Origin of the sequence: Luteibacter anthropi (assembly GCF_023699965.1) — a bacterium.
Taxonomy (GTDB): domain Bacteria; phylum Pseudomonadota; class Gammaproteobacteria; order Xanthomonadales; family Rhodanobacteraceae; genus Luteibacter; species Luteibacter anthropi.
The window spans coordinates 674,121-694,406 of the sequence record NZ_CP077072.1 but is presented as its reverse complement, the minus strand read 5'-3'; the positions used below and the strand labels follow the sequence as shown (position 1 = coordinate 694,406).

General features: G+C 65.0%; 21 protein-coding genes and 1 tRNA gene. 13 read left to right on the top strand and 9 right to left on the bottom strand.

Features of this window, described 5'->3' with window-relative positions; all coding sequences use genetic code 11:
- Nucleotides 1-23: 23 nt before the first annotated feature.
- The 3 genes from KR767_RS03150 to KR767_RS03140 all read left to right on the top strand — a co-directional run bounded on the left by KR767_RS03150 (nt 24) and on the right by KR767_RS03140 (nt 1,413).
- Nucleotides 24-824: an SPOR domain-containing protein gene (locus KR767_RS03150; RefSeq protein ID WP_250878062.1), complete on the top strand. Its 801-nt coding sequence runs from the start codon at nt 24-26 to the stop codon at nt 822-824.
- 16 nt (nt 825-840) lie between these two features.
- Nucleotides 841-916, top strand: a tRNA-Thr gene (locus KR767_RS03145).
- Between the two features lie 80 nt (nt 917-996).
- On the top strand, nt 997-1,413 hold the full coding sequence (locus KR767_RS03140) for a hypothetical protein (RefSeq protein WP_250879216.1): 417 nt from the start codon (nt 997-999) through the stop codon (nt 1,411-1,413).
- 23 nt (nt 1,414-1,436) lie between these two features.
- On the opposite strand, the gene KR767_RS03135 is transcribed toward KR767_RS03140, so the two are convergent.
- Entirely contained in the window at nt 1,437-1,874 is a 438-nt protein-coding gene (locus tag KR767_RS03135) for a transcriptional regulator (RefSeq protein ID WP_250878061.1), read from the bottom strand.
- Between the two features lie 2 nt (nt 1,875-1,876).
- Nucleotides 1,877-2,197 (bottom strand): DUF4258 domain-containing protein, encoded by a 321-nt coding sequence (locus KR767_RS03130; protein WP_166951530.1) that lies wholly within the window; start codon nt 2,195-2,197, stop codon nt 1,877-1,879.
- A gap of 186 nt (nt 2,198-2,383) precedes the next feature.
- On the opposite strand from KR767_RS03130, the gene KR767_RS03125 reads away from it, so the two are divergent.
- Nucleotides 2,384-3,841 (top strand): serine hydrolase domain-containing protein, encoded by a 1,458-nt coding sequence (locus KR767_RS03125; protein ID WP_250878060.1) that lies wholly within the window; start codon nt 2,384-2,386, stop codon nt 3,839-3,841.
- Here the strand turns inward: KR767_RS03125 and KR767_RS03120 are convergent.
- The gene (locus tag KR767_RS03120; protein WP_166951535.1) at nt 3,838-4,734 is read right to left on the bottom strand and encodes a LysR family transcriptional regulator; all 897 of its coding nucleotides are present in this window, start codon (nt 4,732-4,734) and stop codon (nt 3,838-3,840) included. The two genes, KR767_RS03125 and KR767_RS03120, sit on opposite strands and share 4 nt — an antisense overlap.
- Before the next feature lie 128 nt (nt 4,735-4,862).
- Between KR767_RS03120 and KR767_RS03115 the strand changes: the two genes are divergently transcribed.
- From KR767_RS03115 to KR767_RS03100, 4 genes are all read left to right on the top strand, one after another.
- Complete coding sequence (locus tag KR767_RS03115) at nt 4,863-5,021, top strand: hypothetical protein (protein ID WP_250878059.1); 159 nt, start codon at nt 4,863-4,865, stop codon at nt 5,019-5,021.
- A gap of 10 nt (nt 5,022-5,031) precedes the next feature.
- Nucleotides 5,032-5,952, top strand: a complete 921-nt coding sequence (gene rocF, locus KR767_RS03110) for an arginase (RefSeq protein ID WP_166951540.1) — start codon at nt 5,032-5,034, stop codon at nt 5,950-5,952.
- A 286-nt stretch (nt 5,953-6,238) separates the two neighbouring features.
- Nucleotides 6,239-7,612, top strand: coding sequence for a tryptophan--tRNA ligase (locus KR767_RS03105; RefSeq protein ID WP_250878058.1), 1,374 nt, complete (start codon nt 6,239-6,241; stop codon nt 7,610-7,612).
- Nucleotides 7,613-7,619: 7 nt separating this feature from the next.
- Nucleotides 7,620-7,949: a hypothetical protein gene (locus KR767_RS03100; RefSeq protein WP_250878057.1), complete on the top strand. Its 330-nt coding sequence runs from the start codon at nt 7,620-7,622 to the stop codon at nt 7,947-7,949.
- Between the two features lie 120 nt (nt 7,950-8,069).
- Here the strand turns inward: KR767_RS03100 and KR767_RS03095 are convergent, their stop codons facing one another.
- From KR767_RS03095 to pdhA, 4 genes are all read right to left on the bottom strand, one after another.
- Entirely contained in the window at nt 8,070-8,534 is a 465-nt protein-coding gene (locus tag KR767_RS03095; protein WP_166951548.1) for a YehS family protein, read from the bottom strand.
- A 180-nt stretch (nt 8,535-8,714) separates the two neighbouring features.
- Nucleotides 8,715-10,103: a dihydrolipoamide acetyltransferase family protein gene (locus KR767_RS03090; protein ID WP_250878056.1), complete on the bottom strand. Its 1,389-nt coding sequence runs from the start codon at nt 10,101-10,103 to the stop codon at nt 8,715-8,717.
- Nucleotides 10,104-10,115: 12 nt separating this feature from the next.
- Entirely contained in the window at nt 10,116-11,096 is a 981-nt protein-coding gene (locus KR767_RS03085) for an alpha-ketoacid dehydrogenase subunit beta (RefSeq protein ID WP_250878055.1), read from the bottom strand.
- A gap of 12 nt (nt 11,097-11,108) precedes the next feature.
- Complete coding sequence (pdhA, locus tag KR767_RS03080; RefSeq protein ID WP_166951556.1) at nt 11,109-12,185, bottom strand: pyruvate dehydrogenase (acetyl-transferring) E1 component subunit alpha; 1,077 nt, start codon at nt 12,183-12,185, stop codon at nt 11,109-11,111.
- Nucleotides 12,186-12,410: 225 nt separating this feature from the next.
- Between pdhA and KR767_RS03075 the strand changes: the two genes are divergently transcribed.
- Both KR767_RS03075 and KR767_RS03070 read left to right on the top strand, forming a co-directional pair.
- Nucleotides 12,411-13,259: a tryptophan 2,3-dioxygenase gene (locus tag KR767_RS03075; protein ID WP_250878054.1), complete on the top strand. Its 849-nt coding sequence runs from the start codon at nt 12,411-12,413 to the stop codon at nt 13,257-13,259.
- Between the two features lie 89 nt (nt 13,260-13,348).
- The gene (locus KR767_RS03070) at nt 13,349-14,854 is read left to right on the top strand and encodes a peptide MFS transporter (RefSeq protein ID WP_166951562.1); all 1,506 of its coding nucleotides are present in this window, start codon (nt 13,349-13,351) and stop codon (nt 14,852-14,854) included.
- Nucleotides 14,855-15,022: 168 nt separating this feature from the next.
- Here KR767_RS03070 and KR767_RS03065 read toward each other — a convergent pair whose 3' ends face one another.
- Complete coding sequence (locus KR767_RS03065) at nt 15,023-15,472, bottom strand: MarR family winged helix-turn-helix transcriptional regulator (RefSeq protein ID WP_250878053.1); 450 nt, start codon at nt 15,470-15,472, stop codon at nt 15,023-15,025.
- Nucleotides 15,473-15,565: 93 nt separating this feature from the next.
- On the opposite strand from KR767_RS03065, the gene hppD reads away from it, so the two are divergent.
- The 3 genes from hppD (at nt 15,566) to KR767_RS03050 (ending at nt 19,091) form a co-directional block, all read left to right on the top strand.
- The gene (gene hppD, locus KR767_RS03060; protein ID WP_166951568.1) at nt 15,566-16,654 is read left to right on the top strand and encodes a 4-hydroxyphenylpyruvate dioxygenase; all 1,089 of its coding nucleotides are present in this window, start codon (nt 15,566-15,568) and stop codon (nt 16,652-16,654) included.
- Between the two features lie 132 nt (nt 16,655-16,786).
- Entirely contained in the window at nt 16,787-18,097 is a 1,311-nt protein-coding gene (gene hmgA / locus KR767_RS03055; protein ID WP_250878052.1) for a homogentisate 1,2-dioxygenase, read from the top strand.
- A gap of 13 nt (nt 18,098-18,110) precedes the next feature.
- Nucleotides 18,111-19,091 carry a fumarylacetoacetate hydrolase family protein gene (locus tag KR767_RS03050; protein ID WP_250878051.1) on the top strand — a complete coding sequence of 327 codons (981 nt, stop codon included), beginning with the start codon at nt 18,111-18,113 and terminating at the stop codon, nt 19,089-19,091.
- Nucleotides 19,092-19,133: 42 nt separating this feature from the next.
- Here KR767_RS03050 and KR767_RS03045 read toward each other — a convergent pair whose 3' ends face one another.
- Entirely contained in the window at nt 19,134-20,027 is an 894-nt protein-coding gene (locus KR767_RS03045) for a hypothetical protein (RefSeq protein ID WP_250878050.1), read from the bottom strand.
- Nucleotides 20,028-20,286: the final 259 nt, after the last annotated feature.

The window sequence follows — 20,286 nt, the reverse complement described above, 5'->3', positions numbered from 1 at the left end:
CAACCGAGAGACCGAAGGCCCCCATGCTGCTGCGTTTGCTTTTTGTCCTGCTGATCGCACTCAACATCGCCGTCGCGGCCTGGTTGCTGCTGGGCGATACGGGAACGCATGCGGTGGATGCGGCGGACAGCGGCGTGCCGAAGCTCAAGCTGCTAGCCGAAGCGCCGGCCGCAGCGGCCACTGCGCCGACGCCTGCTGCATCGACGTCGGCTCCCGCGAAACCGGCTACCGTCGCGCCGGTCGCGGTTACCAAGGCTCCGGAAACCAAGGCCCCGGTAGTTCCGGCGCCGCCCCTCGTCAAACCGGAACCCGCGCCGGCGCCGCCCGCAACGGAGTCGTCCGTAGCCACCGCGCCGACGCGCCGGAGCTATCGGTGCCTCGCGGTAGGGCCCTTCAACAGCCAGGTCGACCTGCGTGCCGCCCGCGCCGCGCTGGCCTCGCGCACGGTGCGTACCCGCCAGCGCCAGGAGCAGACCACCGAATCCCACGGCTGGCGCGTCTACCTTCCCGCCCAGGCGAATCGCGAGCAGGCCATTGCCCAGGCCCGACGCCTGGAGGCGAAAGGGATCAAGGACTACTTCGTGGTGAGCGCCCAGGGCGAGATGCAGAATTCCGTGGCGCTGGGCCTGTTTCATGATCCGGCGAATGCCCGCAAGCGCCGCGACGAAGTGGTTGCTGCCGGCTTCCCGGCCCGCATGAGCGAGCGCACGGAAACCACGCCGGTCTGGTGGCTCGACGTGGTGGTGCCCGAGGAGGGCAACCCCGACATCCGCCGTAGCATCCGCACCCCGGGTGTGACGGCGCGAACCACCGGCTGCTTCTGATAGAATCCCCGCCTTCGCCGGCATAGCTCAGTTGGTAGAGCAACCGCCTTGTAAGCGGTAGGTCCCCAGTTCGAATCCGGGTGCCGGCACCAGATCCCCCGTCATGGCGAGCACCATGGCATATCAGCCCGCCTCGTCGCGGGCTTTTTCATGCAGCGAGCACACCCTTCCGATGGCATCGTCTTCCAGCATCCCCAGCGGTCACATCCTCACGCCCGTTTCCGTGGGTGAGCTGGTCGACAAGTTGACCATCCTGCAGATCAAGTCCGAGCGCATCGCCGACCCGGCGAAGCTGGCGAACGTTCGTATCGAGCTGGATCGCCTGATGCCGCTGTGGTTGCAGGTGCTCGAAGCGAATGTGGAGCTGGAACCGCTGCGCGCCGAACTGAAGGCGATCAACGAACTCATGTGGGACGTGCAGGATGCCTTGCGCGACCGCGAAAAAGCGCAGGACTTCGACGAGGGTTTCGTCAGGCTGGCCTGCGACGTGGGTCGCCATAACGGCGTGCGCATGCAGGTGAAGGGCCGGATCAACGTGCTGTCTGGCTCGCAGCTGCAAGAGGTGAAGCAGTACCGCGTCGACGGCTGAAAAACGCCGTCGCCCGGACCGTTTCAGGCAACGTGCCAGCCTCCGCCCTGGGTCTCGAACACCAGCTTGCCGGCGTGTGTCGTCGCATCCAGATGGTTCAGGGCGTCGATGGCGCGCCTGATGGTGGCATTGCCGCTGAGGTGTCCGCGCACGATGAGGCGCAGCAGCTTTTCCGCCGTGGCTGTGATCCTGCTGCGGTTCTTTTCCCACAGCGCCACCGACTGGACGCCGATGCCGATCAGGTTGCCGAGCGACTCCTGTGAAAGCTCCATATGCTGGCGGAGAAAGCGGATTTCCTCGCCAGCCAGGACACCGTTGCGCTCGATGAGCGCATGGGCAATGGCCCGGTGCAGGCCGAAGATGTCTTCGAACGCCACGGTCGGGCCATACGGGGAGTTTTCCTCCGTATAGCCGTTGCGAAGCCAGATGTTGGGCAGGCCGGATTCGATGAAGTGATACATGGCTAGTTGACCCAGAAGGCAGTGATGACAATGGCCTGCGGACGGCGGATATCGATGGCCACGGCACAGGCCAGGGTATGACCGGCCATGTAGTGCTCGACGCGCAGTTGCCAGTTTCCGTGGAAATCCAGTGTGGGAGATTCGGTGATGCTGCCGCGCTGCAGGCACCTGTAGGCGTGTTCGGGAAGAATGCTGCGCTCGGTCATTCTGTCCCTTGCATGCATCGTGTACCGCACACGGGATGGTTCGTCGGCAATCGCTCGCAGATGCTTCAATGCGGTGGCATCGGACATCCGGAACGGCGCCACGGAGGGCTTGGGCATCTGGCCCGACTCGTTCGGCTGAGGATGGTACAGGCTATAAAAATTATAGGCAACTTGCTGTAGGGGGCGGCCGCCAGTCAGCTGCGTTGTCGCTTGGACTCACGTCGGCGAATCGCGATCAGGCGCTTAAACCTTTTCGAGCGACCTCCCATCCAAGCCCAGTTGCCTTCGCCATCAGGACGGAACATGACGAACGAGAAAATGACGGCGGCACGTCGTGCCGGAGCGTGGGTGTCGGCTTGCCTGGTTTTCGGGATTGCCGCCATCAGTGCCCATGGCGCGACGGCGGACGATGCACGGCGTCAGACGGCCGAGAACAGTCTTCGTCCTCGTGTGGAGATCGAAGGTGACGCCCCCATGCGCTGGAATGTGTACGAGCGTATGCGTCGCTATCGCGTGCCGACGATGTCCGTGGCCGTGATCGAGCATGGTCGGATCATCTGGTCGGCGCGTTACCGAAGCGACGGCACCATGCATATGCCGGCCGGTGACGAGCGCTACCAGGCGGCATCGTTGAGCAAGGGCTTCGCGGGAAACCTGGCGGCCATTCTTGCAGACAAGGGTGTCGTCAAGCTGGATGAACCCGTGGATGGCTGTCTTGCGCAGCTGGCCTTGCCTGCCGGCAAGCAGGATGCGGCGCATCCGGTCACCTTGCGAAATCTGCTGCACCACACCGCTGGTGCAACGGTGCACGGATTTCCTGGTTACGTCGTCGGCACGCCCGTGCCCACGGCGGAGCAGGTCGTGCTTGGGCAGCCCCCGTCGAACACGCCGGCAGTGAAGATCGCCACGGTTCCGGGGGCAACATTCGATTATTCGGGCGGTGGATACACCTTCGCGCAGATCGCCATGGTGCATTGTGCGAAAGCACCGTTCGCCAGCCTCATGCAACGCTATGTGCTCGGCCCGGCGGGAATGCGCGACAGTACGTTTGCGCAGCCTCTGCCAGCGGGTCTCGGGCATGCCACGGGCCACACGTCGAACGGTGATCCGGTGCCGGGGGATGCGCATACGTATCCCGAGCTCGCCGCTGCCGGTCTGTGGACGACGGCGGAAGACCTCGCCCGTTGGTTAATCGCCTTGCGCAACGCCGATATGGGCAAGTCGTCCTTTCTTTCACGCAAGGCGGCAAAGGATCTGTTGACGCCCGGCCTCGGCAACTACGGCATGGGCATCTTTGTGTCCGGCGAAGGTGCGCATCGTCGATTCATGCACGAAGGCGGCAATGCCGGTTTCAAGAGCAAGTACGTGATGTTCGCTGAGCAGGGAAACGGCGTGGTCATCCTTACCGATGGCGACAACGGTGTTTTCCTGATGAATGAATTCGCCAAGGCCGTGGCCGTTGCCTATGGCTGGACGGATCTCGACCCGCGCATCGTCACGCGCGCCAGGATCGACGAGGCGGCGATGGCGAAGCGGGTAGGGCAGTATGTCGTCGACGATCCGGACTGGGAGGGCGAGCGTTCGATGAGTCTCGTGCGCGAGGGTGATCGCTGGTATCTCGATACGGCAGGCCTCGGACATACTGCCCTCGTACCGACGGGTGCGCAGTCTTTCGTGGCGCCGGATACCGGCTATCCCATCGTGTTCGACGACAAGGACGGCCTGACCTCCGGTCCCATGAAGGCGCGCAAGGTCCGTTAGGCGGCGAGGGCGTCCATCCGTTCGCGCAGGAAATCCCGCAGGCGTTGCAGTGCCGGGGTGAGCTGCGATCGATGGGCGCTCACCAGATGCACCGGTGCCAGCTCGCCCTGGCCGGGAAACAGGTCCACCAGCCGGCCGGCCTTGAGGTCCGCGGCGATATCCAGCGCTGACTTGAAGGCGATGCCGTTGCCGGCCACGGCCCAGCGGCGCACCACGTCGCCGTCGTCGCTGATCCGGTTGCCTTTGACTTTTACGGTGTGCGGGCCCTTTGGCAGGTCGAAGGCCCAGCGGTCGAGCACGAGGTCGCCCCAGACGAAGCACAGGCAGTTGTGCTGGCGCAGGTCGTCCGGATGCATGGGGCGTGGATGCCGGCTCAGGTAGTCGGGTGAAGCGCAGGCCACGCGACGGTTCAGCGGAGCGAGCGGCTGCGCGACGAGCCTGGAATCTTCCTGGGGTCCGTAGCGCACGGCGGCATCGATGGGATGGCGCAGCAGGTCGGCGGCGCGGTCGCTCACATGCAGTTGAAGCGTGATGCCGGGATGGGTGTGCTGGAACGTGTCGAGCCAGCCGAGCAGCACGCTTCGACCCAGGTCGGACGGTACCGAGAGCCGTAATGGTCCGGCGATTTCGCCACGCGCCTCGGCCAGGGAGCGGCCGCCATCGGCGAGGGCATCCAGCATGGCCCGGGCGTGGGGCAGGTAGCGCTGGCCGTCTTCCGACAGACGCATGCTGCGCGTGGAACGGACGAACAGGCGGGTACCGAGTTCTTTCTCCAGCCGCATCACGGCGCTGCTGGCCACGGCCGGGGTGCAGTCGAGCAGGCGGGCGGCGGCGGAGAAGCTGCCGGCATCGACGGTCTGCACGAAGACCTGGAGATCATCCAGTCGGATCATTTTCGGATCTTGGGTGAAAGTGACGGCGCCATGGTGCCCGATTTTCTCCCTGATGGAAGAAAACGCGACGGAAGAGCGGCTGACGCGCTGCAACGTGGCTGTTCCATCCCCCGGTGTAAACTTGCGAGATGACCAGCTTCCGCGTGTCGATGTTGCTCGCCCTGTCGTTATTCCTGCCCACCCTCGCGTGGGCACAGGACGTTTCCCGCGAGGCACCGGCCTCGCCCATCGCCACGGCATCGCGTGCCGACTGCTGCGCGCTCGTACTGAACATCCTTAGTCTGTGAGTCCATCCCGATGAGCCCTACCACCCGTTCGGTCGCCCTCGTGGGCGCCCCCACCGATATCGGCGCCGGCCACCGCGGCAGCTCCATGGGCCCTGAAGCCCTCCGCGTCGCCCACCTGGCCGACCGGCTGACCCGGCGCGGCATGCATGTCGTCGATCGCGGAAACCTTTCCGGTCCGCTGAATCCCTGGCTCCCGCCGAAGGAAGGCTATCGTCATCTCGATGCCGTGGTCGCCTGGAATACGGCGGTGCACGATGCCATCTATGCCGAACTGAGCGATGGCCGTCTGCCGATCATGCTCGGTGGCGATCATTGCCTCGCCATCGGCTCCATTTCCGCCGTGGCACGCTATTGCCGCGAGACGGACAAGAAGCTGCGCGTGCTCTGGCTCGATGCCCATGCGGACTTCAACACCAGCGAGATCACGCCCTCGGGCAATATCCACGGCATGCCGGTGGCCTGCCTGTGCGGTTTCGGGCCAGAGGCACTCACCCACATCGGCGGCCATGTGCCGGCGACTTCGCCGGAAGTGTTCCGCCAGATCGGTATCCGCTCGGTGGACGAGGGCGAAAAGCGCCTCGTGCACGAGGTGGGCGTCGATATCTACGACATGCGCTATATCGACGAAATCGGCATAAAGGCCGCCATGGAAGAAGCGCTGGCGGGCGTGGACCAGGATACCCACCTGCATGTGAGCTTCGACGTGGATTTCCTCGATCCGTCGATCGCACCGGGCGTGGGTACCACGGTGCGTGGCGGTCCGAATTACCGTGAGGCCCAGCTGGTGATGGAGATGATCGCCGATACGGGGCGGGTGGGGTCGCTGGATATCGTCGAGTTGAATCCCGCGTTCGACAAGCGCAACCAGACGGCGAAGCTGGCTGTGGACCTGGTGGAGTCGCTGTTCGGGAAGTCGACGTTGATGCGTTGAGGCACGTCGTTGTGACGACGTGTGACCGGTCGCGCGCAAGGCGCGCTCCTCGGTTGCGGCTTCGTCGCCATGTCTTCGATTCGCTCGCTCCTGCAAACACCGCTTCGTGCCGGTCGCGCGCAAGGCGCGCTCCTACAAAAGTCGCCCTGTAGGAGCGCGCCTTGCGCGCGACCGGTCCGGAGCGATTCCCCAGGCGCGGCACCCTGCCGCATGCCCGGGTCGCTACAAGGCCGCCACGCGGGCTACACTCGGCCGGTTATCGTCCGTTTCGCAAGCCAAGGTCCCCATGCGTACCCGCGTCCTCACCGGCATCACCACCACCGGCACGCCGCATCTCGGCAACTTTGCCGGCGCGATCCGTCCTGCCATCCAGGCCAGCAAGGATCCCAACGTCGATGCCTTCTATTTCATGGCCGACTACCACGCGCTGATCAAGGCCGATGACGCTGCCCGCGTCGCCGCCTCGCGCATGATGATCACCGGCACCTGGCTGGCCGGCGGCCTGGACCCGAACACCGCCACCATCTACCGCCAGTCGGACATCCCCGAGGTGCCCGAGCTGATGTGGCTGCTCACCTGCGTCACGGCCAAGGGCCTGCTGAACCGCGCGCACGCCTACAAGGCCGCCGTGGATCGCAACGTAGAGCAACAGGAAGACCCGGATGCCGGCGTCACCGCCGGCCTCTACATGTACCCCGTGCTCATGGCCGCCGACATCCTCGCGTTCAACGCGAACAAGGTGCCGGTGGGGCGTGACCAGATCCAGCACATCGAAATGGCGCGCGATATCGCGCAGCGCTTCAACCACGTCTACGGCGGCGAGTATTTCGTGCTGCCCGAAGTGCAGATCGAAGAGCAGGTTGCCACGCTGCCGGGTCTCGATGGACGCAAGATGTCCAAGAGCTACGACAACACGATCCCGCTCTTCGAAGGTGGCCCGAAGGCCCTGCGCGAGCAGATCATGAAGATCGTCACCGACTCGCGCGCACCCGGCGAGCCGAAGGACACCAACGACTCCGCCCTGTTCACGATCTTCCAGGCGTTTGCCTCGCCTGCCGAGAGTGCCGCGTTCGCCGACGCCCTGCACGGCGGCCTGGGCTGGGGTGAAGCCAAGCAGGTGCTGTTCGAGCGTATCGAGGCCGAAGTGGCGCCGATGCGCGAGCGTTACGACGCGCTGATGGGCCGCCCGGACGACATGGAGGACATCCTCCTGGCCGGCGCCGCCAAGGCGCGTGCCATCGCCGTACCTCTGCTGGAAACGCTGCGTGAGGCCGTGGGCCTGCGCAGCTTCCGCAACAGTGCGAAGGTGGCTGTCGAACCTGCGGCAGCTGTATCCGCAAGCAAGGCCAGGCCGCCGCGATTTGCGAGCTTCCGCGAAGACGACGGCAGCTTCCGCTTCCGCCTGCTCGGTGCAGACGGCGAGGAGCTGCTGCTTTCCGCCGCATTTGCCGATCCGAAGGCCGCCGGCAAGCTGCGCCAGACGCTGTCCACGGTCGGCGGTGCCGCTGCGGTGATCGAGTCGCAGGGTGACCACGTGGCGTTGCTGGTCGATGGGGATGTCGTAGCCAACGGTGCTTCGTACCCGGACGAGGTGGCCCGCGCCGCCTTCGTGCTGCGCCTGCGCACCGCGCTCGACGCGCTGGCTGCGGCACAGGACTAAGCAGACCATGCGCTACCTCGCGCTCCTGCTGCTGGCACCCTGGCTGATCGTGCTGGGCTGGGCGTATTGGGCCTATCCGAAGTCGTTGCTGAAGAATGCGACGCGACGGGGGTTCGATATCCTGGCGCTGCTCGCCGCAGTCGTGGCGTCGGTGCAGGCCGCGTTGGTGGCGTATGACGCGGTGGAGCTTCCGGCCGCGGATGAGTTCGGGCCGAAAAGCGGCGCGATCTGGCAGCAGGTGGTGCCGGCACTGTATGGCTACGGTGCCTTCGTGGCGGTGCTGGTGGCGGCATTGATCATCCGCCAGCTCGTCTGGAAACGCCGAAACCCCCTGTAGGAGCGCGCCTTGCGCGCGACAGCTACAGGATTGCCTCAGGGATTCCAGATACCGTGAGGTTCCTGGTTGCCCAGGAACTTCGGACACCTGTCGCGCGCGAGGCGCGCTCCTACAGGGGCCTTACGGGCCGCGAAGTTTCAGCGTCATGCCTTTCAGGAAATTGCGCAGGAACTGGTCGCCGCACAGGCGGAAATTGCTGTGCTTGGGCTGGCGGAAGAGGGCGTTCACTTCGCCCTTGGAGGCGCGGAAGCCCGCAGCGGCCATGATGGCCAGGATGTCGTCTTCCTTCAGTTCAAAGGCGACGCGCAACTTCTTCAGTACCACGTTGTTGTTGACCCGCGGCTCCACGGGCCGGGCGGGCTGGCTTTCGTCGCGGCCGCGGCGATGCACGATGAGGCCGTCGAGGAAATGGGCCATGACCAGGTCGGGCATGGCGACGAAGCCGGGCTCTTCTTCTTTCTTCAGCCACGACTCGACGTCTTCGCGGGTGGCTTTGTAGCCGCCCAGGGCGAGGATATCCACGACGTGGACGTCGCCGAGGTCGAGCATGTAGCGGATGCTGCGGAGGGTATCGTTGTTCTGCATGGCGGCAAGGATACCTGTAGGAGCGCGCCTTGCGCGCGACCGGGGGACTGAGGCAATGCCGGGCCTGCCCTTAAATCCCGGTCGCGCGCAGGCGCGCTCCTACAAAAGCGAACGCCGCCCGGTGAGGGGCGGCGTCTGTAGGAGCGCGCCTTGCGCGCGACCGGTGCAGCAGGTCGCGGCTTAGTTCGGCAGCCCCAGGTCGTCGATCATGGCCTTCAGGAAGCGGGCTGCCTCACCGCCGGTGGCGGCGCGGTGATCGAAGGTGAGCGACAGCGGCATGCGGCGGTGCACTTCGATGCCGCCCATCACGGCGACCACGTCGTGGCTGAGCTTGCCGGCGCCGATGATGGCGACGGTGGGCGGTACCACGACCGGGGTGGCGTAGCGGCCGGCGAACATGCCGAAGTTCGACAGGCTGATCGTGTAGCCCGACAGCTCCGACGGCGGGATGCTGCGGTCTTCCACCGAGGTGCGCAGGCGCTTGATCGCGGCACGCACGCCCGCACCGTCGAGGACGTCGGCATTGCGCAGCGCCGGCACGAACAGGCCGTCCTCGGTGTCCACGGCGATGCCGATGTCCACGTGCGGATGCAGCGTGCGGGTGAGGTTCTTGCCGTCGAACCAGGCGTTGAGCGCCGGCACCGTCTTGCAGGCCACCACGATCGCGCGCACGAGGCGGGCAGTGATGTCCTGCTTGCCGATCCATGCGTGCAGGTCGGCATCGTCGACGATGCTGGTCGGCACAACGTTGGCGTGGGCATCGGCCATGACGCGGGCCATGTTGCGACGAACACCCTTGAGCTGTTCCGGCTGGCCCATGGCCTCGGCACCCGGAGGCGCCGTGCGCACCGGCTTGCCGGCCAGCGATACCGAGGTGCGCTGCTGCGGCGCCGGACCCGGTTCGGGCAGGCTGGGCGCAAGGTGCTGGGCCGAGGCCGGACGGGCCGGGGCGGCGCCAAGCTGCGCGCTGCCGTTGGCGGCGGCGTTCTTGACGTCCTGCATGGTGATCACGCCACCGGCGCCGGTCGCCTGCACACGGGCAAGGTCGACCTTGAGCTTCTTGGCAGCGGCACGCACGGCCGGCACGGCCTTCACGCCGCCGGCGCTGGAGACCTGCTCGGTGTGCACGGCGTTGCCGCTGACCATGGCGCCCACGACGGTGCCTTCGTCTTCGCGGTCGGCCTTGGCCTTGGGCGGATCGATCTCGCCGCCATCATCGGAGGCGACGACCTTGGAGGCGTCATCCGGTGCCGGGCTGCCCACGCCCTTCTTCGGGCCATGGTGGTGACCTGTGGACTCGGCTTCGGCACGCTGGCGGGCGTTCGGATCGATCTCGAAGTCGGCCAGGGCCGAACCCGTCTCGATGATGTCGCCGGCGGCGCCGTGCAGCTTCTTCACGGTGCCGGAGTAGGGCGAGGGCACGTCGACGACGGCCTTCGCGGTTTCCATCGACACCAGCGGGGCGTCGAGCTTGATCGTGTCGCCTTCCTTGACGTGCCATTCCACGACGGTCGCGTCGGGGAGGCCTTCGCCGAGGTCCGGCAGGTAGAAGGTCTTGATGTCGGCCATGTGCTGGATTCCTCAGGATGCCGCGAGCGTGCGCTCGGCGGCCTCGACGATGCGTTCGACGCTGGGGAGGTACTTCATTTCCAGGCGGAACAGCGGGATGTGGGTATCGAAACCAGTGACGCGTTCGACCGGTGCGAGCAGGCTGTAGAGGCATTCCTCCGACAGGCGCGCGGCGATCTCGGCGCCGAAGCCGGCCGTCTTCGGGGCTTCGTGCACGATGACGCAGCGGCCGGTCTTGGTGACCGACTCGGCGATGGTGTCGAAGTCGAGCGGGGTAAGCGTGGCGACGTCGATCACCTCGGCGCTGATGCCCTTGGCGGCCAGTTCGTCGGCAGCTTCGAGGCATTCCTTCACCTGGGCGCCCCAGGTGACCAGGGTGACGTCGGTGCCGTCGCGCAGCACGAAGCACACGTCGAGCGGCAGGGCCTCGCCGTCGTCGGGCACTTCTTCCTTGTACTGGCGGTAGATGCGCTTGGGCTCGAAGAAGATGACCGGATCCGGATCACGGATGGCGGCCAGCAGCAGGCCGTAGGCACGGGCCGGCGACGACGGCATCACCACGCGCAAACCGGGGATGTTGGTGAACAGGTGCTCGTTGGCTTCGGAGTGGTGCTCCGGTGCACGGATGCCGCCGCCCCACGGGGCGCGCCACACGGCCGGCACGGTCATGCGACCGCGGGTGCGGTTGCGCATGCGCGCAGCGTGGCAGGCGATGTGCTCCATCATCGGGTAGATGAAGCCTTCGAACTGCGCTTCGGCAACCGGCTTCATGCCCTGGGCGGCGAGGCCCACGGTGAGGCCGGCGATGGTGGCTTCGTCCAGCGGCGTGTCGATGACGCGGTCTTCGCCGAACTGTTCCTGCAGGCCCTGCGTGGCGCGGAACACGCCGCCATTCACGCCGACGTCTTCGCCGAGCACCACGACGCTGTCGTCGTTGCGCATTTCATAGGCGAGCGCCTGGGTCACCGCTTCGATAAGAGTGATCTGTGCCATGGGAAGGAATCCTTACTTGCGATCGAGCGAGGCGACGAGGTCGCGCTGCGATTCGAGGTCGGCCGGGAGTTCGGCGTACAGGTAGTCGAACATGGCCGTTGCCGGCTGCACCTTCGATTCGAGGTACGCGTTGACTTCGTTGTCCATCCAGTCGTCGCACTCGGCCTTCCAGGCTTCTTCCTTTGCGTCGTCCCACTTGCCCTTGGCTTCGAGCCACTTGCGCAGGCGCGGCACGGGATCGCGTTCCCAGGCGTCTTTCACTTCCTGCTCGCCGCGGTAGCGACGGGCATCGTCGGCGGTGGTGTGGTCGCCGAGGCGGTAGGTGACCGCTTCGATGACCGAACCGCCCTGGCCGGAACGGGCGCGCTCGAGCGCGTCTTCCATGGCCTTGCGCACGGCGATGATGTCGTTGCCGTCCACCTGGATGCAGTGCAGGCCGGCGGCGATGCCCTTCTGGGCCAGCGTGCCGGAACCGCTCTGGATGCGGCGGGGTACCGAGATGGCCCACTGGTTGTTCACGATGACGGCAACCAGGGGCAGGTTCTGCGCACCGGTGACGTTGATGGCACCGTAGAAGTCGCCCTTGGACGAACCACCGTCACCGATGGTGCACACGGCCACGCGCGGTTCCTTGCGGATCTTGAAGGCCATCGCTGAACCGGCGGCGTGCAGGCACTGCGTACCGATGGGCACGCACCAGGCGAAGTCGTGCGCGGGGGCTTCGGAGAAGTCGTTGCCGCGCTCGTCGCCGCCCCAGTAGGTGTAGACCTCGCGGGGCTTCACGCCGCGGTACAGCTGCGCGCCGTATTCGCGGTAGGAGACGGCCAGGGAGTCTTCGCGACGCATGGCACTGCCGATGCCCACGTGAGCCGCTTCATGACCCAGGCACGAGGCATACGTGCCCAGCTTGCCCGTGCGCTGCAGGGCAATGGACTTGGTGTCGAACACGCGGGTGGACACCATGAGCTTGTAGAGCTCGACCATGTGGTCGAGATCCTTGGCGAAGGCGGGCAGCTCCTTGCCGGTTTCCTTGCCGTCCTGGTCAAGGTATTGCAGGTATTCGATTTCGAACTTGGCGGCGATGGACACGACTCGCTCCCAGGGGATGGTTAGAAACGACACGCAGTGGGGGAAGCGGTCGAACCCATCCAGCGGGGTGCGACACAGCTTTTGGGTTCTTGCGAGCCGGACTAGATATCAGGGGTATTATCACCCGGCAAGGCACGGCGCAGCATCAAACGCCCGTTAACGGCCCACGAATGGCGCCGCAGCGCGGTCGTGGCGGCTGTCAACCCCCTCTATGTGAAAACGTCCATGGCCAATCCGCAGCGCGACCTCGAAGCCGGCATACGCACCGATCTCGACGGGCGCCTTACCTACGGGCAGTACCTGAAGCTCGACCAGCTGCTCTCAGCGCAGCAGCCGCGCAGCGAGCCCGTGCAGCACGACGAGATGCTGTTCATCATCCAGCACCAGACCTCGGAACTATGGCTGAAACTGCTGATTCATGAGCTGGATGCCGCGCTGGCGTGCCTGCGCAACGACGACCTCGATGGCACCCAGAAGATCCTTGCCCGCGTCAAGCAGGTGCAGCAGCAGCTCTACGAACAGTGGGCCGTGCTGGAGACGCTCACCCCCGCCGATTACCTGAAATTCCGCGATGTCCTGGGGCCGTCGTCGGGTTTCCAGTCGGTGCAGTACCGCATCGTGGAGTTCATGCTGGGTAACAAGCACGCCGACATGCTGCGCGTGTTCGAGCACGATGCGGCGGCGTATGGTCGGCTGCGCGCCGTGCTCGATGCGCCGGGTCTCTACGACGAATACCTGCGTTTCCTGGCCCGTCGTGGCCATCTCGTGCCGGCCGACATCGTCTCGCGTGACGTGATCCAGCCATGGACATCCCAGCCTTCGCTGCTGCCCGTGCTGCGGCGCATCTACGAAGATACGGGGCGCCACTGGCCCGAATATCACCTGAGCGAACAGCTGGTGGACATCGAGGAATCCTTCCAGCTGTGGCGGTTCCGCCACATGAAAACCGTGGAGCGGATCATCGGTTTCCGTCCCGGCACGGGTGGTTCGTCCGGCGTGGCCTTCCTGCGCAAGGCGCTGGAGCAGAGTTTCTTCCCTGAGCTGATCGAAGTACGCACCATCCTGGGCACCTGAATTTGACGGACGGCGGTCCGGACGGGTACACACGCAGATCGTATTTTCACGCGCGGGCCACGAATCCGCCGCCGTACCCAAGGGAATCCATGACACCGACCGCCCCAGCCGACGCCCGGCCCGTGCCCGACTACCCGCAGACCATGGGGCATCCACGACCTTTGTGGATGCTCTTCATGACCGAGTTCTGGGAGCGCTTTGCCTTCTACGGCATGCGCTGGGCGCTCACCCTGTACATCGTGGCGGAGTTCTTCTCCGGCGATCCGTCGGGGCAGGGCTATGCCAGCCGCACCTACGGTGCCTACCTCGCCCTGGTCTACGCATCGGCCATCTTCGGTGGCTATGTGGCGGATCGCGTGCTCGGTTACCAGCGTTCCATCCTGGTGGGCGCCATCGTGATGGGCGCGGGCCTGTTCATGGTGATGGTGCCGGATAGAGACGTCTTCCTCGTGGGCCTTTCCACGGTGATCGTCGGCAATGGCCTGTTCAAGCCGAATATCTCGTCCCTGGTGGGGCAGATCTATCCGGTGGGCGATGATCGCCGCGATCGGGGCTTCACCATCTTCTACATGGGCATCAACATGGGGGGCTTCCTCGCCCCCCTGGTCACCGGCTGGATCGCCTCGGTGCTCACCGATACGCCCCTGCAGCAGAACTACCGCGCCGTGTTCCTTTCCACGGGCATCGGCATGGTCATCTGCTTCATCTGGTTCCTGGTCGGCAAGCGCCAGCTCAAGGGCGTGGGTGCGCCGCCGCCGGAACGTCATCCCACCAAGAGCCTCGCCGCCGTGGTGATCGGCATCCTCGTGGCAGTGCCGCTGGTGTACCTGCTGATGGCACAGGCCGGCGCGATCTTCGTGGCCTGGCTGCTGGGTGCGCTGTTCATCGGCGTGGCGGTGATGCTGGTGGCCGAAGCGGTGCGTCACGACCGCATCCAGATTCATCGCGTCATCGCGATGCTGGTGCTGTTCGCCTTCAACGTGCTGTTCTGGATGTTCTTCGAACAGGCCGGCAGCTCGTTCAACTTCCTCGCGCAGAACATCGTCGACCGCCAGATGTTCGGCTGGGAATTCCCCACCGGCTGGTTCCAGTCGGTGAACTCGGCGGCGATCCTGGTGTTTGCACCGCTGGTGGCACTGGCCTGGGCCGTGCTGGCGCGTGCGCGCAAAGAGCCCTCGATCCCGCGCAAGTTCGGCCTGGGCCTGCTGTTCAACGCCGTGGCCTTCCTGATCCTGATGTATGCGCTGAAGGACCTCGTGGACGGTCGTGGCCTGATTCCGTTCTGGCCGCTGGCCGCCTGCTACGTGGCACAGACCATCGGCGAGCTCTGCCTATCGCCCATCGGCCTGTCGATGGTGACCAAGCTTGCGCCGCTGCGCGTCGTTGGCCTGGCCATGGGCGGCTGGTTCCTCTCCACCGCCATCGGCAACAACCTGTCCGGCCTGCTGGCCGGTCACATCAGCGGCGAGAGCGGCATGACGGTGGGCTCGGCGCTCTCGGGCTTCACCTTCAGCTTCGAGCTGCTGCTGGGCGCGGGCATCGTGCTGTTCCTGATCGCTCCGCTGATCAACCGCCTGATGCACGGCATCAAGTAAACCCGTGTAGCAGCGCCAAGTAACCCCCTTGTAGGAGCGCGCCTGCGCGCGACCGGAAGAACCGTCGCGCGTAGGCGCAAACCACCGCAACGGTATTCCGATCGTGGGCAGGGATGAAACCCGGCGCAACGGAATTCCCCGGTCGCGCGCAGGCGCGCTCCTACAGGGTTAGATGGTCATCAGCTTGTCGAGGATGCGGCCCAGCCAGGCGGTTTCGTCGGCGTCCAGCTTCGCCAGCAGGGCGCGCTCGTGCGCTCTCGCCCGGGGCGCCACCTCGTCGTGGATCGCCCAGCCGGCCTCGGACAGCTTCAGCACCGAGCGCCGCTTGTCATCGTCGTGGATGCCCTTGTCCACGCGTCCGGCCTCCACCAGGCGAGCCACGGCGCGGCTCACGGCCACCTTGTCCATCCGGGAGCGGTCGACCACCTCCCGCGCGGAAACCTCCGGAAAACGGGCAAGGATCGTCATCACGCGCCATTCCGTCATGCTCAGGTCGAATTTGTCCTGGTATTCCGAGGCGATGGCCTGGCTGACCGTATTGGACAGGATCGACAGCCGATAGGGGAGGAAACGTTCTAGCTCGAGAGGGGCGTGGGCGGGGACGATCTCTGTGGACATTGCTGCGCCAGTCCTTGCAATTGGTTACAAGTGAAACTATAAGTTCGATTCATAGGGCGCAAGCCGCGCCCGCGCCTGCCAGGAGTATCGCCCATGAGCGCCCAGCCCAACATCGGTATGGAAGTCACCACCTTCGAAAACCCCCAGGGGGTCGATGGCTTCGAGTTCGTCGAATTCGCGGCTCCCGACGCCAAGCTGCTTCATGACCTGTTCCCCAAGCTCGGTTTCGTCGCCGTAGCGAAGCACAAGTCGAAGAACATCACCCTGTATCGCCAGGGCGAGTGCAACTTCCTCGTGAACGAGGAGCCCGACTCCTTCGCGACCGATTTCGTCGCCAAGCACGGCCCCTGCGCCTGTGGCTTCGCCATCCGCTTCAACCGCCCGGCCACCGATGTGCAGGCCACGGCCCTGTCCAACGGTGCGGAGAAGCTCACCGCCTTCACCGACACGCTTGCCCTCGACGTGCCCACCATCAAGGGCATCGGCGACGCCTGCCTGTACCTGATCGACACCTACGGTGAGAAGGGTGACTGCTTCGACGCCGAGTACGACTTCTTCGCGGGCGTGGATCGTCATCCGAAGGGTTTCGGCCTCACTTTTATCGACCACCTGACCCACAACCTGCACTTTGGCAACATGCAGAAGTGGTCGGATTACTACGAGCGCCTGTTCAACTTCCGCGAGATCCGCTACTTCGATATCAAGGGTGCGAAGACCGGCCTGGTGTCCAAGGCGATGACCGCGCCGGATGGCATGGTGCGCATCCCGTTGAACGAAAGCTCGGACCACGGCTCGCAGATCAACGAATACATCCGCGAATACAACGGCGAAGGCATCCAGCACATCGCCCTGTTCACGGACAACATCTACGAAACCGTGGAAGCCATGCGCGAGAAGGACGTGGCCTTCCTCGATACGCCGGACACGTACTTCGAAGTCATCGACGTCCGCATCCCCGGCCATAGCGAAGACGTGCCGCGCCTGCAGAAGAACAAACTGCTGATCGACGCCGATCCGGAGACGCACAAGAAGCTGCTGCTGCAGATCTTCACGCAGAACAACATCGGCCCGATCTTCTTCGAGATCATCCAGCGCAAGGGCAACGAAGGCTTCGGCAACGGCAACTTCCAGGCCCTGTTCGAATCGATCGAACGCGACCAGATGCGCCGCGGCGTGATCTGATCGACACCTGCAGGAGCGCGCCTGCGCGCGACCGGTTTTTGCGAGAGACTACGCAACGCGACAACCGGTCGCGCGCAAGGCGCGCTCCTACAGACACCAGAATCCAGGTAGCCATCGCACCAGGACACCACGATGACCCACACCGACGATACCCGCGGCTACCAGACCGGCTTCGCCAACGAATTCGCCACCGAGGCGGTAGCGGGCGTGCTGCCTACGGGCCAGAATTCGCCGCAGCGCGTGGCGAAGGGCCTGTATGCCGAACAGCTCACCGGCAGCGCCTTCACCGCGCCGCGCCACCGCAACCTGCGCAGCTGGCTCTACCGTATCCGTCCGGCCGCACAGCATTCGCCATTCACGGAGCTGGCGCATGCGAGCTTTCATAACCGCTTCGACGAAGCACCGGCCACGCCGAACCAGCTACGCTGGGACCCGCTGCCGATGCCCGAGGCGCCGACCGATTTCCTGGACGGCCTCTACACCATGGGCGGCAATGGCGGCCCGGCCGAGCAGGCGGGTGTCGGCATCCACCAGTACCTCGCCAATCGTTCCATGGAAGGGCGTTATTTCTACGACGCCGACGGCGAGCTGCTGATCGTTCCGCAGCAGGGTCGCCTGCGCATCCGCACCGAACTGGGCGTGCTCGACGTGGCACCGCTGGAGATAGCCGTAGTGCCGCGTGGCGTGCGTTTCCTCGTGGAGCTGCCCGACGGCCAGGCCCGTGGCTACATTGCCGAGAATTTCGGCGCAGCGCTGCACCTGCCGGATCTCGGCCCCATCGGTGCGAACGGACTGGCACACCCGCGTGACTTCCTCACGCCCGTGGCTGCCTACGAAGACCTCGATGGCGATTTCGCGCTGGTCGCCAAGTTCCAGGGCCACCTGTGGCAGGCCGCCATCGGCCATTCGCCGCTCGACGTGGTGGCCTGGCAGGGCAACTATGCGCCCTACAAATACGACCTGCGTCGCTTCAATACCATCGGCTCCATCGCGGTGGACCATCCGGATCCGTCGATCTTCACCGTGCTCACCTCGGCCAGCGACACGCCGGGCACGGCGAACATGGATTTCGTGATTTTCCCGCCGCGCTGGCTGGTCGCCGAACACACCTTCCGTCCGCCGTACTTCCACCGCAATGTGGCCAGCGAGTTCATGGGCCTTATCGACGGTGCGTACGATGCCAAGGCAGGGGGCTTCGTTCCCGGTGGCTCCAGCCTGCACAATTGCATGAGCGGCCACGGTCCGGACGCGGCGAGTTTCGAGAAGGCATCCCATGCCGACACCTCGAAGCCCGACCACATCACCGGCACCATGGCCTTCATGTTCGAAACGCGCAAAGTCATCCGCCCCAGCCGCCAGGCGCTCGCGTCGCCGGCGTTGCAGGGTGACTACTACGAATGCTGGCGTGGGCTGAAGAAACACTTCGACCCGAACGCCGCCTGATCGAAGGACACGCATGAAACTCGCTTCACTGAAGGAAGGCGGCCGCGACGGCACCCTCGTCATCGTCAGCCGCGACCTGTCCCGCGCCGTCAAGGCGAAGGGCATTGCCGCCACGTTGCAGGCGGCACTGGATGACTGGCATACCGTGGCGCCGCGTCTCAACGCGCTGTCGGAGGACCTCAACGAAGGCAACGCCGAAGGCGCCTTCGTCCTCGACATGACGGCACTGGCCGCACCCCTGCCGCGCGCCTTCGAATTCGTCGATGGCAGCGCCTACCTGCCGCACGTGGAGCGCGTTCGCCGCGCCCGTGGCGCCGAAGTGCCGGAGTCGTTCTACACCGATCCGCTCATGTACCAGGCCACCAGCGCCGGCTTCCTCGGCCCGCGCGATCCGGTGGTGGTGCCCAGCGAGGATTACGGCATCGACCTCGAAGCCGAGGTCGTGGTGATCACCGACGACGTGCCAATGGCCGCCACGCCGGATCAGGCATCGGGACACATCCAGCTCGTGGGCCTGGTCAACGACGTCTCGCTGCGCGGCCTCATTCCCAACGAACTGGCCAAGGGTTTCGGCTTTCTCCAGTCCAAGCCACGCTCTGCGCTGTCGCCCGTGTTCGTTACGCCGGACGAACTGGGCGATGCCTGGCAGGGCGACAAGCTGCACCTGCCCATGCGCACGTGGATCAACAACCAGTGGTTCGGCGAAGCCGAATGCGGTGTCGACATGCAGTTCGACTTCTCGCAGCTGGTGGCCCATGCGGCGAAGACGCGCCCGCTCACCGCTGGCACCATCGTAGGCTCGGGCACCATTGCCAACGAAGATACGTCCAAGGGCGCATCGTGCCTGGCCGAACAGCGCACGGTGGAAACCCTGCGCGACGGCAAGCCCGTCACGCCGTTCCTGAAGTTTGGCGACACCGTGAAGATCGACGTAACCGACAAGGCCGGCGTGTCTATTTTTGGTGCGATCGAACAGGTGATTCGCAAACTCTGAGCGTGATGGCCGCGCCCCTCGCAAGGAGCGCGGCCATGTTCGTCAGGAGCCTTCCACCTTGTACCCGTGGCGGATGCTGCTCATCGAGACGGGCATGAGGGCATAGCGCATGTCTTTCTCGCCGGGCTTCAGCGGATCCCAGTGCATCTGTTCGACGGCTCGTGCCAGGCGCATGCCGCTGCTCGGCTCCGGATAAGCGTCGATCAACCAGCGGCGGGTGATATCCCCGTTGGGGGCCACCTCGATAAAGTACTGGGCGTACGAACCCTCGTCGCGCTCGGTGTTGGTGATGGGCGCCAGGCGGAACCTCGCAGGGCGATGCAGATTGCCAAGGCCCGGACCGTCAGGCTTGTGCCAGGGGTGCGCTGCACCGAGCTTTTCCAGCCCCGCCATGCGTGTATTCACGTCGGCGATGAGTTTCTGGTCGTCTACCGGTCCCAGTGCATCATTCACGCGCTTGAGCAGCATGGTGAAGTAACCGGCACCGGCGATCGTATCGCCGCCTTCCTTGTTCGCGTAGTCGTGCGTCTGGTAATAGGCGTGTTCGATCTGCACCCAGATCATGGCTTCGCGGGCATGGCCGTCGGCCAGTTCCAGCTCAGCCAGTTTCAACATGGCGCCCAGCCGTCCCTGTGCCGCAGCACCGTTCAGCAGGTCGCGTGCCTTGTCGTGATCTTCCTCGAATACATGGGCCGGGTGCCGGGGCCCCCAGCGATAGAGCGAGCCGGCCACGTCCATGCTGTTGGCATTACCGGCAACGGCCGAGCAGAGCAGCAGGTGGGCCAGCTCCTGGCGCTTTGCGTCAGGCGTGTCTTTATCCAGCAGGCCCTGCCCGATCAGCGCGCCGGTAGGTGGCAGGTTGGTCGGGCAATCCGCACCAAAAGCCACTTTGGTGACGAGTACCAGGCAGGCGAGGGCGGCAAGACGTCGTGTCATTCGTTTCATCCCCTGAAAGAAGCGTCCACGCAACATGCGCAAACGATGCGATTCTGCCCCCCGATTATGGCGAAAGAGTGGCGTTGCAGAAGCGCGCTATGCGCGCGATAGCCTTTCGCGATGACCTGACCACCAAAGGTTCAAAAGCCGACCGCGTCGAGGATCCCCACATTGCGACAACCTGCTTGTGTAGGAGCGCGCCTGCGCGCGACCGGTTGGATCGAAACGATGAAGGTTTCCGCGACAACCGGTCGCGCGC